This window comes from Enterobacter wuhouensis, from assembly GCF_035835995.1.
In the GTDB taxonomy this organism is placed as follows: domain Bacteria; phylum Pseudomonadota; class Gammaproteobacteria; order Enterobacterales; family Enterobacteriaceae; genus Enterobacter; species Enterobacter wuhouensis.
This window is the reverse complement of the sequence record NZ_CP142124.1, coordinates 1,820,401-1,834,788: the sequence shown is the minus strand read 5'-3', so window position 1 is coordinate 1,834,788 and position 14,388 is coordinate 1,820,401. Positions and strand designations below refer to the sequence as shown.

The window sequence follows — 14,388 nt, the reverse complement described above, 5'->3', positions numbered from 1 at the left end:
CATGCAGCGGGGAGCACCTCAGGGTGGACTCCCCTTTTGTGTTTATGCCGTGCGGCGGGCAAACTCTTTCACCTTAAAGCCCAGCACCGCGAGCGTCGCAAAGTAAGCGACGATCCCAACCACGACCACGGCCATCAGGCGCATCAGGCGGTAAGGCATCGTGCCCTGCGACCACTCTGGCATTACGTGCATCATCCCGAGCAGTGCCGCCGACATCACCAGCACGGCAACAATCAGTCGCAGCAGAAAACGCGCCCAGCCCGGCTGCGGGGTGAAGATATCCTGCTTGCGCAGCTGCCAGTACAGCAGGCCGGCGTTCAGGCAGGCCGCCAGACCAATCGATAGCGACAGACCGGCATGCTTGAGCGGGCCAATAAACGCGAGGTTCATCAGCTGCGTCATGATCAGGGTCACAATGGCGATCTTAACCGGCGTCTTGATATCCTGGCGGGAGTAAAAGCCCGGAGCCAGCACTTTAACCACAATCAATCCCATCAGGCCGACAGAATAGGCGACAAGCGCGCGCTGGGTCATCGCTGCGTCAAAGGCGGTGAATTTACCATACTGGAACAGGGATACCGTCAGCGGCTTCGCCAGAATGCCCAGGGCAACCGCGCTTGGCAGCGCCAGCAGAAAGCACAGGCGTAATCCCCAGTCCATCAGGCGGCAATATTCATCATGATTCCCGCTGGCGAAGCTTTTCGACAGCGACGGCAAAAGAATGGTGCCCAGCGCCACGCCCAGCACTCCAGACGGGAACTCCATCAGGCGATCGGCATAGTACATCCAGGAAACCGATCCGGAGACCAGGAAGGAGGCGAAAATGGTATTAATAATCAGTGAAATCTGGCTCACGGAGACGCCGAGGATCGCCGGCCCCATCTGCTTGATCACCCGCATCGCCCCCGCATCGCGGAAGTTGATCCGCGGCAGCACCAGCATGCCGATTTTCTTCAGGTGCGGCAGCTGGTAGGCGAGCTGCAGAACGCCGCCCACGGTTACCGCCCACGCCAGGGCCAGAATCGGCGGATTAAAATACGGCGCGGCAAACAACGCAAAACCGAGCATGCTGACGTTAAGAAACGTCGGCGCAAACGCCGGCACGGAGAAGCGGTTCCAGGTATTCAGGATCGCGCCCACCAGCGAGGCGAGCGAGATCAGCAGAATATAAGGAAAGGTAATGCGCAGCAGCTGCGAGGTGAGCGCAAATTTGTCTGCCGTATCGGCAAATCCGGGCGCCGTCACCATAATCACCCACGGCGCGGCCAGCATCCCAATCACGGTGACCACCGCCAGGGCCAGCGTCAGCAGGCCGGAGACATAAGCGACAAATACGCGCGTCGCATCCTCGCCCTGCTTGCTTTTATATTCCGCCAGAATCGGCACAAACGCCTGAGAAAATGCGCCTTCCGCAAATATGCGGCGCAGCAGGTTCGGCAGTTTGAATGCCACGAAAAAGGCGTCCGTTGCCATCCCTGCGCCAAAGACCCTTGCCACCACCGCATCGCGCGCAAAGCCCAGCACGCGGGAAAACATGGTCATCGAGCTGACGGCTGCCAGCGATTTTAATAAGTTCATTAACGTGAATTTCCACAACCCTACGGATATGTAGGCCGGATAAGCGCAAGCGCCACCCGGCATAGCCAACAAGCGGCGCTTAGTCTAACCGGATTTCAACGAATTACTATCCGCAGATGTTACAGCGGGTTATTCGCTCATGGCATCGCGCCAGAGTTTTTCCACAATGCGCTGCGCCATAATCGCCTGTTCGCCGGCGGTTTCAGGAACCGTCTGATTTTGTACGCAGTCAATAAAATGACGGGCGCAACCGGCAAAACCGCGCTGCTCCAGCGTGCTCTGCCAGCCGGGCACCGGCAGCGCAACCACGCCGTTACCCTTCTCCTCCCGCCATTCGCGCATATCGATGATGTCATAAAGCGCACCGTCGGTAACGGCCTGGACAGATTCGCGCTGACTGCCCGCGCGGCGATGCATGCTGGTAGTCACCTGCAGATGCTCGACGGCAAAGTGATGTTCGGCATAGACCATCTCACCTTCGTCATTCGTCCGCAGGATACCGCTTTGCAGCTGAGCGTTTCCGTTGGTCAGCCACAGCGCGGTGTCCACCACGTGCAGGTAATCGTCCAGCAGCGTAAAGCGCAAATCGTTTGGCCCAATGCTGTCCGTACGGTGTTTATCCATACGCAGCGAAGCAATGTTGGCGGACTGCGCTTTGAGCTGCTGATAAAGCGGGGCAAATCGTCGGTTGAAGCCCACCATCAGCGTCAGGTTTTTACGTGCCGCCAGCTCAATCAGGCGCTCGGCGTCCTGAAGGTTTTCGGCAAGGGGTTTATCCACGCAGACGTGAACGCCCGCGTTCAACAGCTCGCTCACGACCTGGTAGTGCGTTGCGGTTGAGGTATGAACAAACACCGCATCGCAGTCGCGCGCTAGATCCAACAGCGAGCTGGCATAGGGTATCCGCCAGCTTTCGCAGATGCGCTCGGCTTTTTCGCGCGAGGGTGACCATGCGCCCCGCAGGGTCCAGTCCGTCGCAGCCCCTAATACGGGCAGCCAGGCCTTCTGCGCAATGCCGCCCAGCCCCACCACGCCTACACGTAATTTTTTCAACGTTACTCTCCCAGATGTGCCAGCAATGCATCCAGGCGCTGCTTCAGCCCGGCCACCTCTTCCTCCAGCGCCTCCACGCGCGCCGCCAGGCCTTCATTGTTCGCGGAGGAATCGGATTCGATCGCGACGGGTGACGTATCAACGTCACCGCTAAACAGGTGCATATAGCGGCTTTCCCGCTTGCCCGGCTCGCGCGCCAGCCGCACCACGTACGGGCCATCCTCACGCGTAGCCAGCCCGTCAAGCGTCTGCTCAACCTCCTGCATATCGCTAAATTCATGCATGCGGGACGCGCGCGTCCGCAGCTCGCCCGGGGTTTGCGCCCCGCGCAGCAGCAGCGTGGTAATCAACGCCACTTCCGCACCGCTCAGCTTGAGGTCGCCAAACTCGGAGTTACAAAAGCGCTGTTCGTATTTGGTGACGCGATTGCCGAAGCCGCTGACGGTGCGCAGATAGTGGCGCTTGACCAGCGCATCCAGCACGTCCTGAACCTCATGCTCGCTAAGGTTCATCACCGGCTCGCGGTTGGTCTTTTGGTTACAGGCCATCGTCACCGCGTTGACAGAGAGCGGGTACTGCTCTGGCGTCGTGACCTGTTTTTCCAGCAAGCACCCGATAACGCGCGCTTCCGTACCGTCTAACTGATATTTCATCTTTGCTCCTTAACGACCAGCGGTCCAGTCCGGGGTGGTTAATGCCGTGAGGACGTGATCGCGCCACTCGCCGTCAATTAACAGGTAGTCTTTGGCATATCCCTCTTTCTCGAACCCTAATCGTGCCAGCAGATCCCCGCTGCGATTATTATGCGGCATGTAGTTCGCCATAATGCGATGGATATGCTGCGTGCGCTGCATATAGCGGATGGCCGCCGTCAGCGCCTCAAACATCAGCCCCTGCCCTTGCCATTTTTGGCCGATGGAGTAGCCGAGGTAGCAGGCGTGGAACGATCCGCGCACCACGTTAGAAAAATTGGCGATGCCGACAATCTCTTTTTCGTCCGGGTCCAGGAGCGCAAAATAGAATGCGCTGCCTTGTTTATGAAATTCCGCGATCATCCCCAGGCGCGCCTGCCAGCCTGACGGGTAGCAATGGCTCTCGTCACGAACGGGTTCCCAGGGTTTTAAAAACTGGCGATTCTCGGCGTAATAATCCGCCAGACGCCAGGCATCACGCTCGTGCACCAGACGAACGACCAGCCTGTCCGTTATCAGACGCACTTTTGGCACGTTACTGCGATAGCCAAACATCGATACCACTCCTTCCCGTTACTTCTGTTCTACCCGATTAGCTTTACTATACCTGCGCCCGTGCCGTCTGTGAAAACAGTGACATACCATTTTGACCTCATTTCACATTTTTCGATGAGAACTCTCAATCAAAGCCCTCTTTTGATAAAAAAATATTGTCACGGGGAGGGGTGGGAAAACGCGCGGCGACACCGCAGAATGTTAGCGTGCTCACCTTCTTATTTTCCCTGGAGGGAAAATGTCCCGCGTATCACAGGCCAGGAGCCTGGGTAAATATTTCCTGCTAGTCGATAACATGCTGGTCGTGCTCGGCTTCTTTGTCGTGTTTCCGCTTATCTCGATTCGCTTTGTCGATCAGATGGGCTGGGCTGCCCTGATGGTGGGTATTGCGCTGGGGCTACGCCAGTTTGTCCAGCAGGGGCTGGGCGTCTTTGGCGGGGCCATTGCTGACCGGTTTGGCGCTAAGCCGATGATCGTCACCGGCATGCTGTTGCGTGCGGCAGGGTTTGCCACGATGGCGGTCGCCCATGAGCCCTGGCTGCTCTGGTTCTCCTGTTTCCTCTCCGGGATTGGCGGCACGCTCTTCGATCCACCGCGCACCGCGCTGGTGGTGAAATTAATTCGCCCCCAGCACCGGGGTCGCTTCTTCTCAATTCTGATGATGCAGGACAGCGCCGGCGCGGTGATTGGCGCCCTGCTGGGAAGCTGGCTGCTGCAGTATGACTTCCGCCTGGTCTGCGCGACCGGCGCCGTGCTCTTTATGCTGTGCGCGCTGTTTAACGGCCTGTATCTGCCAGCCTGGAAACTGTCGACGGTCAAAGCGCCGGTGCGCGAAGGTCTGGGCCGCGTGCTGCGCGACAGGCGATTTGTCACCTATGTGCTGACCCTGACGGGCTACTACATGCTGGCCGTCCAGGTCATGCTGATGCTGCCCATCATGGTTAACGACATCGCGGGCACGCCTGCCGCCGTTAAATGGATGTACGCCATCGAAGCCTCTCTTTCCCTGACGCTGCTCTATCCGATTGCCCGCTGGAGCGAACGGCGCTTTCGCCTGGAGCATCGCCTGATGGCCGGACTTCTGCTGATGACGCTGAGCATGATGCCTATCGGCCTGGTCAATTCGCTGCAGCAGCTGTTCATGCTGATTTGCACCTTCTATATCGGTTCAATTATTGCCGAGCCGGCACGTGAAACGCTGAGTGCCTCGCTGGCGGACGCCCGCGCTCGCGGCAGCTACATGGGCTTCAGCCGGCTGGGGCTGGCCCTGGGCGGCGCGCTGGGCTATACCGGCGGCGGCTGGCTGTTCGATGCCGGTAAAGCGCTAAGCCAGCCGGAACTCCCGTGGATGATGCTCGGCGCGGTGGGCTTTATCACGCTCGTCGCCCTGTGGTGGCAGTTCAGTTCGAAACGCCTGTCGAGCGGTATGCTCGAACCCGGCGCGTAGCCCTTCCCTCTGGCGGAACGCTTTTCCGCCTTCAATATCAGTTTTTTCTGCTGGTTTATGCGAATTCACGCTGACATACTGGCGCATCAGGACAGATGCGCCGATTTTCGTTGAGGAACACTATGAAAAAGATTGTCATTGCCGCGGCATTTATTGTCAGCGGCCTGCTGGTTGGCTGTAATCAGCTTACGCAATACACCGTCAGTGAACAGGAAATTAATCAGGCGCTGGAAAAACATAACAACTTTTCTAAAGACATCGGCGTGCCGGGCCTTGCCGACGCGCACATCGTCCTCAGCAATCTTGCCAGCCAGATTGGTCGCGAAGAGCCAAATAAAGTGACCCTTTCCGGGGATGCCCGTCTGGATATGACGTCGTTGTTCGGCAACCAAAAAGCGGACATTAAGCTTAAGCTGAAAGCGCTGCCCGTCTTCAACAAAGAGAAAGGGGCTATTTTCCTCCAGGAAATGGAGATCGTCGATGCGGTCGTGACGCCGGATAAAATGAAGCCGGTACTGCAGACCCTGATGCCCTACCTGAATCAGTCCCTGCGCAATTACTTCAACCAGCAGCCTGCCTACGTCCTGAGCGAGGACAAGAGCAAGGGTGAAGCGCTCGCGAAGAAATATGCAAAAGGGATAGAGGTGAAGCCGGGAGAAATTATCATTCCCTTCACCGAGTAACCTCAAGGGCGCACGGGCGCCCTTTTTTTTACAGAAATGTGTGCAAACGAAAACGTTTCCGCTTATGATTTGTGTCCGGCAAAAACAGCCATCTTATGACTGATCTCTCTCAAGCCGGAGCTTCCATGACTGCACAATCCCAGGTTCTTAAAATCCGCCGCCCCGACGACTGGCATATCCATCTGCGTGATGGCGATATGCTCAAAACCGTCGTGCCCTACACCAGCGAAATTTATGGCCGCGCGATTGTTATGCCAAACCTGGTTCCGCCAGTCACCACCGTCGATGCGGCTATCGCCTACCGCCAGCGTATCCTTGATGCCGTTCCGGCCGGGCATGATTTTACCCCGCTGATGACCTGCTATCTGACCGACTCGCTCGACCCGAACGAGGTGGAGCGCGGATTTAACGAAGGCGTGTTTACCGCAGCCAAGCTCTATCCGGCCAATGCCACCACAAACTCCAGCCACGGCGTCACCAGCATTGATGCCATCATGCCGGTTCTGGAACGCATGCAAAAGCTGGGTATGCCGCTGCTGGTTCACGGCGAAGTCACGCACGCCGAGATTGACATCTTCGATCGTGAGGCCCGTTTTATCGAAACCGTGATGGAGCCTTTACGCCAGCGCCTGCCCGCGCTGAAGGTGGTGTTTGAACATATCACCACCAAAGATGCCGCTGAATACGTCCGCGACGGTAACGAGCTGATCGCCGCGACCATCACGCCTCAGCACCTGATGTTTAACCGCAACCACATGCTGGTGGGCGGCGTTCGCCCTCACCTGTATTGCCTGCCAATCCTCAAGCGCAATATACACCAGCAGGCCCTTCGCGAGCTGGTTGCCAGCGGTTTCTCTCGCGCGTTCCTGGGCACCGACTCCGCCCCGCACGCGCGTCATCGTAAAGAAGCAAGCTGCGGCTGCGCAGGGTGCTTCAACGCCCCGACCGCGCTTGCCAGCTACGCGACCGTGTTTGAAGAGATGGATGCGCTGCAGCACTTCGAGGGCTTCTGCTCCCTTAACGGCCCGCGCTTCTATGGGCTGCCGGTGAATGACGGCTTCATTGAGCTGGAGCGTAAAGAGAGTCAGGTCGTGGAATCCATTCCGCTGACCGATGATACGCTGATCCCCTTCCTGGCTGGTGAAACCGTACGCTGGACGGTAAAACGCTAAATAATCAACGCCCCTTGTTGCCAATTTGACAGATTGCCTGTATATATAAACAGTATATTACACAGGGGGCATTTATGCGTATTGAAGTCACCGTAGCCAAAACAACCGTATTACCTGCCGGCGCACTCGATGCGCTGGCGGGTGAGTTATCCCGTCGTATCCATAATACCTTTCCGCAGAACGACAGCGCCGTCACCGTGCGCTACGCCACGGCAAACAACCTCTCCGTCATCGGCGGAGCGAAAGAAGACAAAGACCGCATCAGCGAAATCCTGCAGGAAACCTGGGAAAGCGCCGACGACTGGTTCATAACAGATTAAATTTGCTCCCTCATTGTGTTTTTTGCCGGGTCGCCCCGGCTTTTTTTGATCCCGCCAGCCATAAGTTCAAATTATTTCAGCATCTTCTTAGAAAATCGTGAACAAGACGGTGTTTTATTGTTCTAATTATCCTAAAAGACAGAAAAATGTGTTGCTAGCTGTTTATTTTTCCCTTAGGAACCCTTATTACTTGTATACTGAAGATGCTTTCAGAAAAACATGCATTGAACCTCAAGCCGTTGTCTTCTAACACGCATTAAGGGGGTTATAATGGAAAAGAATAGCGAAGTCATCCAGACCCACCCGCTGGTCGGCTGGGATATCAGTACCGTAGATAGCTACGATGCGCTGATGCTGCGTTTGCACTACCAGACCCCAAATCAACTCAACCGTGAGGAAGCGGAAGTTGGACAGACGCTGTGGCTTACGACAGACGTCGCTCGTCAGTTTATTTCTATTTTAGAAGCAGGCATCGCAAAAATAGAATCTGGCGACTATCAGGAAAATGAGTATAAACGGCATTAATCTCATGCCCATTTTTCACTCAACAGGCACCCCCGGGGTGCCTTATTTATTTCTCCCTTGTATCTCCCCCGGTTGTTAATTACTCTGCTAACAAAGCGTGAGTGTGAGAGATACAGATGAAATACGATTTAATCATTATTGGCAGCGGCTCAGTAGGTTCTGCCGCCGGTTATTATGCGACACAAGCAGGTCTGAAGGTCCTGATGATTGATGCCCACCTGCCACCGCATTCGGAAGGCAGTCACCACGGTGATACCAGACTGATTCGTCATGCCTACGGTGAGGGTGAACGCTATGTTCCGCTGGTACTGCGCGCGCAGACGCTATGGGATGAACTGGCGAAACTGACCGAAGAGCGTATTTTCGAGCGTACGGGCGTTATCAACCTTGGCCCGTCCACCTCTGAGTTCCTCGCCAACGTCGAACATAGCGCAAAAGCGTTTAACCTCGACGTGGAGCGCCTTGACGCTTCGGCCATCATGAAACGCTGGCCGGAAATTACCGTTCCGCAGGATTATATCGGCCTGTTTGAAGCCAACTCCGGCGTGCTCCACTGCGAAACCGCCATCAAAACCTGGATCGATCTTGCCGCAAAAGCGGGCTGCGCGCAGCTTTTTAACTGCGCGGTGGACGCCATTACGCATGATGCTGACGGCGTGACGGTCACTACGCAGGACGGGGACTACTCTGCATCTCGTCTCCTGATTAGCGCGGGAACCTGGGTCACCCGACTCGTGCCTAACCTGCCCGTGCAGCCCGTACGTAAGGTATTCTCCTGGTTTCAGTCAGACGGCCGTTACAGCAGCCAAAACAAATTCCCGGCGTTTACCGGCGAACTGCCCAACGGCGACCAATTTTACGGTTTCCCTTCCGAGAAGGACGCGCTGAAGATCGGCAAACACAACGGCGGGCAGATCGTCTCTTCACCTGAAGAGCGCAAACCCTTCGGCGACTACCCTCAGGATGGTTCCGAAGCATTCTCTTTCCTGCGCAATATTCTGCCAGGCGTAGGGGGCTTGCTCTACGGCGCGGCCTGTACGTATGACAATACGCCGGATGAAGACTTTATTATCGATACCCTGCCCGGGCATGACAATACGCTGCTCATCACCGGCCTGAGCGGTCACGGCTTCAAGTTTGCCTCCGTTCTGGGTGAAATTGCCGCACAGTTTGCTCAGGGTGTTGAACCGCAGTTTGATCTGACTCCCTTCTCCCTCGCCCGTTTTAACGGATAATCCTTTCCTGGCTCCGGACGGTCCGGGGCCATTTTCTTCGCACATGATAATGGAGCGTTATGCGCAGGATCGTTGGCTTTCTCATCAATAATATTCGTGAGCATTTTATGCTCTATATTTTATTGTGGGCGCTACTGGCAATCATTGACTTTATATACATTGTATTTTATTGAAAGCGAAAGCTGACAGTTTTTGACATTACTTTAATTTGATTTAATCGCGCCAACGTCTGAATTTACCTCTTCCTCGAAGCTGCTGAATTACCTGCCCGGATCCTTTTCAAATTCGCTGAAATAAATAAAATAAAAATCATTATCTATTTATTTCAGTTGCAATATTGTTTCTCCCCGTTCATTTTGACTGTTCTAATATTGAGAATGGTAATCTTTATGCAATTGCGAAACTCTCCCCATCGATACGGAATAATATCCATAGGCTTGCACTGGATATTTGCGCTTGCCGTATATGGAATGTTCGGGCTTGGGCTTTGGATGGTGACGCTCAGCTATTATGATGGCTGGTATCATCAGGCACCCGAGTTGCATAAAAGCATTGGCGTCCTGCTAATGATGGGCCTGGTTTTCCGCGTATTGTGGCGACGAATTTCCCCGCCGCCTGGCGCGCCACGCAATCACGGCAAACTTACGCGCCTGAGTGCCGTTGCCGCCCATGTCGTGCTCTATGTTCTTCTCTTCGCCATTCTGATTAGCGGCTACCTTATTTCAACCGCAGACGGCAAGCCCGTAAGCGTCTTTGGCCTTTTCGACGTTCCGGCAACCTTCGCCGATGCAGGTTCCCAGGCAGACGCTGCGGGCGTTGTTCATCTCTGGCTGGCATGGTGCGTTGTGATCCTGTCAGTGCTGCACGGCCTCGCCGCCCTCAAACACCATTTCATCGATAAAGACGATACGCTAAAGCGCATGCTTGGCCGTTCGTCAGTTGACTCTGGAGCATAAAATGAAAAAACACCTGTTAGGGATCGCATTAGGTTCACTGCTTTTCACCGCCGGTTCAGCCGTGGCTGCTGATTATAAAATTGATAAAGAAGGACAGCATGCCTTCGTCAATTTCCGTATTCAGCATCTGGGATATAGCTGGTTGTACGGTACCTTTAAAGACTTCGACGGGACATTCAGCTTCGACGAGAAAGACCCGGCAGCCGATAAGGTGAACGTGACCATTAATACCAACAGCGTTGACACCAATCACGCAGAACGCGATAAACATTTGCGCAGCGCAGAGTTCCTGAATGTGGCGAAATTCCCGCAGGCTACATTTACGTCCACCGGCGTGAAAAAAGAGGGCGACAAGCTGGATATTACCGGCAACCTGACCCTTAACGGCGTCACGAAACCCGTCACCCTTGACGCTAAATTAATCGGTCAGGGTGACGATCCGTGGGGAGGCAAGCGGGCTGGCTTTGAAGCCACGGGTAAAATTCATCTGAAAGATTTTAATATCACGACGGATTTAGGTCCGGCATCCCAGGATGTCGAGTTGGTTATTTCCGTGGAAGGGGTTCAGCAGAAGTCGTAATTAACACGCCCGGCAGAATTAACTGCCGGGCGTTGTCTTTACTCGGGGTCAGGAATGCCCAGTTTGGTATTCAGTCGGCCACGGGATTTATTAAAAATCTTATTCCCGTTTTCACGCCCCGCGCGGCGGCGGCGCTGCTCTTCTTCAGGCAGTACGCTCTCCTCGCTGCACAACTCGCTGCAGCAGCCGTTAAACTTCTCAGCGCACGCCGGGCACTGGATAAAGAGCAGATGGCAACCGTCATTCTTGCAGTTGGTATGGGTATCGCACAGCGCACCGCACTGGTGGCAATGCGAGATGATGTCGTCTGAAATACGCTCGCCCATGCGCTCATCAAAGACAAAGTTTTTACCGATAAAGCGCACCGGTAAACCTTGCTCACGCGCACGTCGCGCGTACTCGATAATGCCGCCTTCGATGTGCCAAACCTTGTTGAAACCGTTATGTTTCATCCACGCGCTGGCCTTCTCGCAGCGGATACCGCCGGTGCAGTACATAACGATTTTTTTATCTTTATGTTCCTGCATCATCTCAACGGCTTTTGGCAACTGCTCGCGGAAGGTATCGGCCGGGATTTCCATCGCGTTCTCAAAATGCCCCACTTCATACTCGTAGTGGTTGCGCATGTCGATGAACACGGCGTCCGGATCGTCCAGCATCGCGTTCACCTCAGCGGCTTTCAGATACTCACCGACATCGGCAGCGTTAAAGCTCGGGTCGTCAATACCATCCGCCACGATGCGCTCGCGCACTTTCATGCGCAGTACCCAGAACGATTTCCCGTCATCATCCAGGGCAACGTTCAGCCGCACGCCGTTCAGCGCCGGATCGAAGCCGTAAAGGGTATCGCGGAAGTCGCTGACTTTGCTTTCAGGAACGCTAATCTGCGCATTGATGCCTTCATGCGCCAGGTAGACGCGCCCGAAAACATTCAGCGAGGTGAATGCCTGGTAGAGGGCATCGCGGGTCGCCTGCGGATCGTGGATAGTAAAATATTTGTAGAACGAGATGGTCGTGCGCGGTTCGGTTTCGGCCAACATGCGCGCCTTCAACATCTCATTCGATACGCGGTTGTGTAACACTGGCATGGTGTACAAGTCCTGCAATCGTGAGAGAAATAAAATCGGTCGGCATCATATAGCAAACAAAGTTAATTTACATCCACACAATTTACGCTACATTTCACACGGTCTGATTTATCAGGATTAACATGTGCTGCATTCGTGCACATTTCGAAGTGAGACATTTTGGCTCTGCCTCAAAAAATGAGACAATGCCCAAACAGGACGTCAGAACACAGGAAAGACATGACCCAGTTACCGAAATTTACTGCCTCTCTCTTGCATCCCCGCTATTGGATAACCTGGACAGGCATTGGATTCTTATGGCTTCTTGTACAACTCCCTTACCCTGTCATATTCCGCCTGGGTAAAGGTTTAGGCCATATCGCGCAAAAGTTGATGAAACGTCGCGCCAGAATTTCTTACCGCAACCTTGAGCTGTGCTTCCCGCAGATGAGCGAAGCGGAACGTCATGAAATGGTCACGAAGAATTTCGAATCCGTAGGCATGGGGCTGATGGAAACCGGGATGGCCTGGTTCTGGTCAGACAAACGCATGGCGCGCTGGACCGAAGTAGCCGGAACCGGCATGGAGCCCGTGCATACGCTTCAGGCGAATCAAACCGGCGTATTGCTGATTGGCGTACACTTTCTGACCCTGGAGATTGGCGCACGCATGTTTGGCATGCAGGCGCCGGGTATTGGCGTCTACAGGCCGAATGACAATCCCGTGATCGACTTAATCCAGACCAACGGCCGCATGCGCTCGAACAAAAGCATGATCGACCGTAAGGACCTGAAGGGCATGATCCGCGCCCTCAAATCCGGTGAAGTGGTATGGTATGCCCCCGATCACGACTACGGCCCGCAGGCGAGCGTGTTTGTTCCCTTCTTTGCGGTTGACGAGGCGGCAACCACCTCCGGTACCTGGATGCTGGCGCGAATGTCCAAAGCCGCCATTGTTCCGTTCGTCCCGCGCCGCAAGCCGGATGGTTCAGGCTATCAGCTGATCATGCTTGAACCGGAGCTTACCCCGCCGCTGGATGATGCTGAAACCACCGCGCGCTGGATGAACGGCATTGTCGAAAAGTGCATTATGCTCGCCCCTGAGCAGTACATGTGGCTGCACCGTCGTTTTAAGACCCGCCCTGAAGGCGTGCCGTCTCGTTACTGATCCCCATGCGGCCTGCTGGCCGCATGCTCTTTTAGCTTTAAAAGCTCCCCCTCATTGCGGCAATCATAACCCAGGCGCATAATTAGCAGGCTTATTACTCCATCATTCATGGTGCCCTGCACCTCGTTATGCGGATAGTTATGTCACCCTCAGATGCCCCCATAAACTGGAAACGCAACCTCGCGGTTGCCTGGCTCGGCTGTTTTCTCACGGGCGCGGCGTTTAGCCTGGTCATGCCTTTTCTGCCTCTCTACGTTGAACAGCTGGGCGTGACGGGCCACAGCTCGCTTAACATGTGGTCTGGCCTGGTGTTCAGCATCACCTTTTTGTTCTCGGCGATTGCTTCCCCCTTCTGGGGCGGCCTTGCCGACCGAAAAGGACGCAAAATTATGCTGCTGCGCTCGGCGCTGGGGATGGCCATCATTATGGCGTTGATGGGGGTGGCGCAGAACGTCTGGCAGTTCCTGATATTACGCGCGCTGCTGGGTCTGCTGGGTGGATTTATCCCCAACGCCAATGCCCTGATCGCCACGCAAATCCCGCGACATAAAAGCGGCTGGGCGCTCGGTACCTTATCAACCGGCGGCGTGAGCGGCGCGCTGCTGGGGCCGCTGGCCGGCGGATTACTGGCTGATACCTATGGCTTACGGCCTGTCTTTTTCATCACTGCCAGCGTCTTATTTCTTTGCTTTATCGTCACGCTGCTTTGTATCCGTGAAAACTTTATCCCGGTGCCTAAGAAAGAGATGCTTCACGCCCGGGACGTGCTGAGCTCGCTGAAGAACCCCAGGCTGGTGCTGAGCCTGTTTATCACGACGATGATCATTCAGGTTGCGACCGGTTCCATCGCGCCAATTTTGACGCTGTACGTGCGCGATCTGGCTGGCAACGTCAGCAATATCGCGTTTATCAGCGGGCTCATTGCCTCCGTGCCCGGCGTGGCGGCGCTCCTCAGCGCACCACGGCTGGGGAAACTGGGCGACCGCGTTGGCCCGGAAAAAATCCTGATTTGCGCCCTGGTGATTTCCGTTATCCTGCTTGTTCCGATGTCGATGGTGCAAACGCCGTGGCAGCTTGGGCTGCTGCGCTTCTTGCTCGGGGCGGCTGACGGCGCGTTATTACCGGCTGTCCAGACGCTGCTGGTTTATAATTCAACCAACCAAATCGCCGGACGTATCTTTAGCTACAACCAGTCATTCCGTGATATCGGCAACGTTACCGGGCCGTTGGTTGGGGCGGCCGTTTCCGCCAGCTTCGGTTTCCGCGCCGTATTTATCGTCACCGCTGGCGTCGTCCTGTTTAATGCCCTCTATTCGTGGTTCAGCTTATCCCGGGCGTTACGTCCCGTACCTGAATAA

At 55.2% G+C, this 14,388-nt stretch carries 16 protein-coding genes; 11 read left to right on the top strand and 5 right to left on the bottom strand.

The features are described 5' to 3' along the window. Positions 1-42 precede the first annotated feature (42 nt). The 4 genes from murJ to rimJ all read right to left on the bottom strand — a co-directional run bounded on the left by murJ (position 43) and on the right by rimJ (position 3,878). The gene (murJ, locus tag VPX56_RS08745; protein ID WP_263609233.1) at positions 43-1,578 is read right to left on the bottom strand and encodes a murein biosynthesis integral membrane protein MurJ; all 1,536 of its coding nucleotides are present in this window, start codon (positions 1,576-1,578) and stop codon (positions 43-45) included. Positions 1,579-1,707: 129 nt separating this feature from the next. Further along, entirely contained in the window at positions 1,708-2,631 is a 924-nt protein-coding gene (locus VPX56_RS08740) for a Gfo/Idh/MocA family protein (RefSeq protein ID WP_326471157.1), read from the bottom strand. Between the two features lie 2 nt (positions 2,632-2,633). Beyond that, a complete protein-coding gene (locus tag VPX56_RS08735; protein ID WP_326471155.1) occupies positions 2,634-3,284 on the bottom strand; it encodes a YceH family protein in 651 nt (216 codons plus the stop codon). A 9-nt stretch (positions 3,285-3,293) separates the two neighbouring features. After that, positions 3,294-3,878: a ribosomal protein S5-alanine N-acetyltransferase gene (gene rimJ / locus VPX56_RS08730; RefSeq protein ID WP_131634269.1), complete on the bottom strand. Its 585-nt coding sequence runs from the start codon at positions 3,876-3,878 to the stop codon at positions 3,294-3,296. A gap of 238 nt (positions 3,879-4,116) precedes the next feature. Between rimJ and mdtH the strand changes: the two genes are divergently transcribed. The 9 genes from mdtH (at position 4,117) to VPX56_RS08685 (ending at position 10,796) form a co-directional block, all read left to right on the top strand. Next, a complete protein-coding gene (gene mdtH, locus VPX56_RS08725; protein ID WP_131634268.1) occupies positions 4,117-5,325 on the top strand; it encodes a multidrug efflux MFS transporter MdtH in 1,209 nt (402 codons plus the stop codon). A 122-nt stretch (positions 5,326-5,447) separates the two neighbouring features. Further along, positions 5,448-6,008 carry a lipoprotein gene (locus tag VPX56_RS08720; RefSeq protein WP_131634267.1) on the top strand — a complete coding sequence of 187 codons (561 nt, stop codon included), beginning with the start codon at positions 5,448-5,450 and terminating at the stop codon, positions 6,006-6,008. Positions 6,009-6,133: 125 nt separating this feature from the next. Beyond that, the gene (gene pyrC / locus VPX56_RS08715; protein ID WP_131634266.1) at positions 6,134-7,180 is read left to right on the top strand and encodes a dihydroorotase; all 1,047 of its coding nucleotides are present in this window, start codon (positions 6,134-6,136) and stop codon (positions 7,178-7,180) included. Between the two features lie 74 nt (positions 7,181-7,254). Next, entirely contained in the window at positions 7,255-7,500 is a 246-nt protein-coding gene (gene dinI / locus VPX56_RS08710) for a DNA damage-inducible protein I (RefSeq protein ID WP_131634265.1), read from the top strand. Between the two features lie 270 nt (positions 7,501-7,770). After that, the gene (gene bssS, locus VPX56_RS08705; RefSeq protein WP_008500827.1) at positions 7,771-8,025 is read left to right on the top strand and encodes a biofilm formation regulator BssS; all 255 of its coding nucleotides are present in this window, start codon (positions 7,771-7,773) and stop codon (positions 8,023-8,025) included. A 116-nt stretch (positions 8,026-8,141) separates the two neighbouring features. Next, complete coding sequence (gene solA, locus VPX56_RS08700) at positions 8,142-9,260, top strand: N-methyl-L-tryptophan oxidase (RefSeq protein ID WP_263609231.1); 1,119 nt, start codon at positions 8,142-8,144, stop codon at positions 9,258-9,260. Between the two features lie 59 nt (positions 9,261-9,319). Next, entirely contained in the window at positions 9,320-9,433 is a 114-nt protein-coding gene (locus VPX56_RS08695; protein ID WP_131634263.1) for a YceO family protein, read from the top strand. 216 nt (positions 9,434-9,649) lie between these two features. Continuing rightward, positions 9,650-10,216 (top strand): cytochrome b, encoded by a 567-nt coding sequence (locus VPX56_RS08690; protein WP_326471144.1) that lies wholly within the window; start codon positions 9,650-9,652, stop codon positions 10,214-10,216. 1 nt (position 10,217) lies between these two features. Continuing rightward, entirely contained in the window at positions 10,218-10,796 is a 579-nt protein-coding gene (locus VPX56_RS08685; protein ID WP_263609229.1) for a YceI family protein, read from the top strand. Positions 10,797-10,834: 38 nt separating this feature from the next. On the opposite strand, the gene trhO is transcribed toward VPX56_RS08685, so the two are convergent. Then, positions 10,835-11,884, bottom strand: coding sequence for an oxygen-dependent tRNA uridine(34) hydroxylase TrhO (gene trhO, locus VPX56_RS08680; protein WP_326471141.1), 1,050 nt, complete (start codon positions 11,882-11,884; stop codon positions 10,835-10,837). A 219-nt stretch (positions 11,885-12,103) separates the two neighbouring features. Here trhO and VPX56_RS08675 point away from each other — a divergent pair, with 219 nt between their 5' ends. Continuing rightward, positions 12,104-13,030 carry a Kdo(2)-lipid IV(A) acyltransferase gene (locus VPX56_RS08675; RefSeq protein ID WP_131634259.1) on the top strand — a complete coding sequence of 309 codons (927 nt, stop codon included), beginning with the start codon at positions 12,104-12,106 and terminating at the stop codon, positions 13,028-13,030. A 140-nt stretch (positions 13,031-13,170) separates the two neighbouring features. Further along, on the top strand, positions 13,171-14,388 hold the full coding sequence (gene mdtG, locus VPX56_RS08670) for a multidrug efflux MFS transporter MdtG (protein ID WP_263609227.1): 1,218 nt from the start codon (positions 13,171-13,173) through the stop codon (positions 14,386-14,388).

What these genes read in the sequence shown, in the direction of transcription:
- mdtH (WP_131634268.1), top strand. Translation starts at nt 4,117, where the DNA reads ATGTCCCGCGTATCACAGGCCAGGAGCCTGGGTAAATATTTCCTGCTA.
- pyrC (WP_131634266.1), top strand. Translation starts at nt 6,134, where the DNA reads ATGACTGCACAATCCCAGGTTCTTAAAATCCGCCGCCCCGACGACTGG.
- VPX56_RS08695 (WP_131634263.1), top strand. Translation starts at nt 9,320, where the DNA reads ATGCGCAGGATCGTTGGCTTTCTCATCAATAATATTCGTGAGCATTTT.
- murJ (WP_263609233.1), bottom strand. Translation starts at nt 1,578, where the DNA reads ATGAACTTATTAAAATCGCTGGCAGCCGTCAGCTCGATGACCATGTTT.
- mdtG (WP_263609227.1), top strand. Translation starts at nt 13,171, where the DNA reads ATGTCACCCTCAGATGCCCCCATAAACTGGAAACGCAACCTCGCGGTT.
- VPX56_RS08690 (WP_326471144.1), top strand. Translation starts at nt 9,650, where the DNA reads ATGCAATTGCGAAACTCTCCCCATCGATACGGAATAATATCCATAGGC.
- bssS (WP_008500827.1), top strand. Translation starts at nt 7,771, where the DNA reads ATGGAAAAGAATAGCGAAGTCATCCAGACCCACCCGCTGGTCGGCTGG.
- VPX56_RS08685 (WP_263609229.1), top strand. Translation starts at nt 10,218, where the DNA reads ATGAAAAAACACCTGTTAGGGATCGCATTAGGTTCACTGCTTTTCACC.
- trhO (WP_326471141.1), bottom strand. Translation starts at nt 11,884, where the DNA reads ATGCCAGTGTTACACAACCGCGTATCGAATGAGATGTTGAAGGCGCGC.
- solA (WP_263609231.1), top strand. Translation starts at nt 8,142, where the DNA reads ATGAAATACGATTTAATCATTATTGGCAGCGGCTCAGTAGGTTCTGCC.
- VPX56_RS08675 (WP_131634259.1), top strand. Translation starts at nt 12,104, where the DNA reads ATGACCCAGTTACCGAAATTTACTGCCTCTCTCTTGCATCCCCGCTAT.
- dinI (WP_131634265.1), top strand. Translation starts at nt 7,255, where the DNA reads ATGCGTATTGAAGTCACCGTAGCCAAAACAACCGTATTACCTGCCGGC.
- rimJ (WP_131634269.1), bottom strand. Translation starts at nt 3,878, where the DNA reads ATGTTTGGCTATCGCAGTAACGTGCCAAAAGTGCGTCTGATAACGGAC.
- VPX56_RS08735 (WP_326471155.1), bottom strand. Translation starts at nt 3,284, where the DNA reads ATGAAATATCAGTTAGACGGTACGGAAGCGCGCGTTATCGGGTGCTTG.
- VPX56_RS08720 (WP_131634267.1), top strand. Translation starts at nt 5,448, where the DNA reads ATGAAAAAGATTGTCATTGCCGCGGCATTTATTGTCAGCGGCCTGCTG.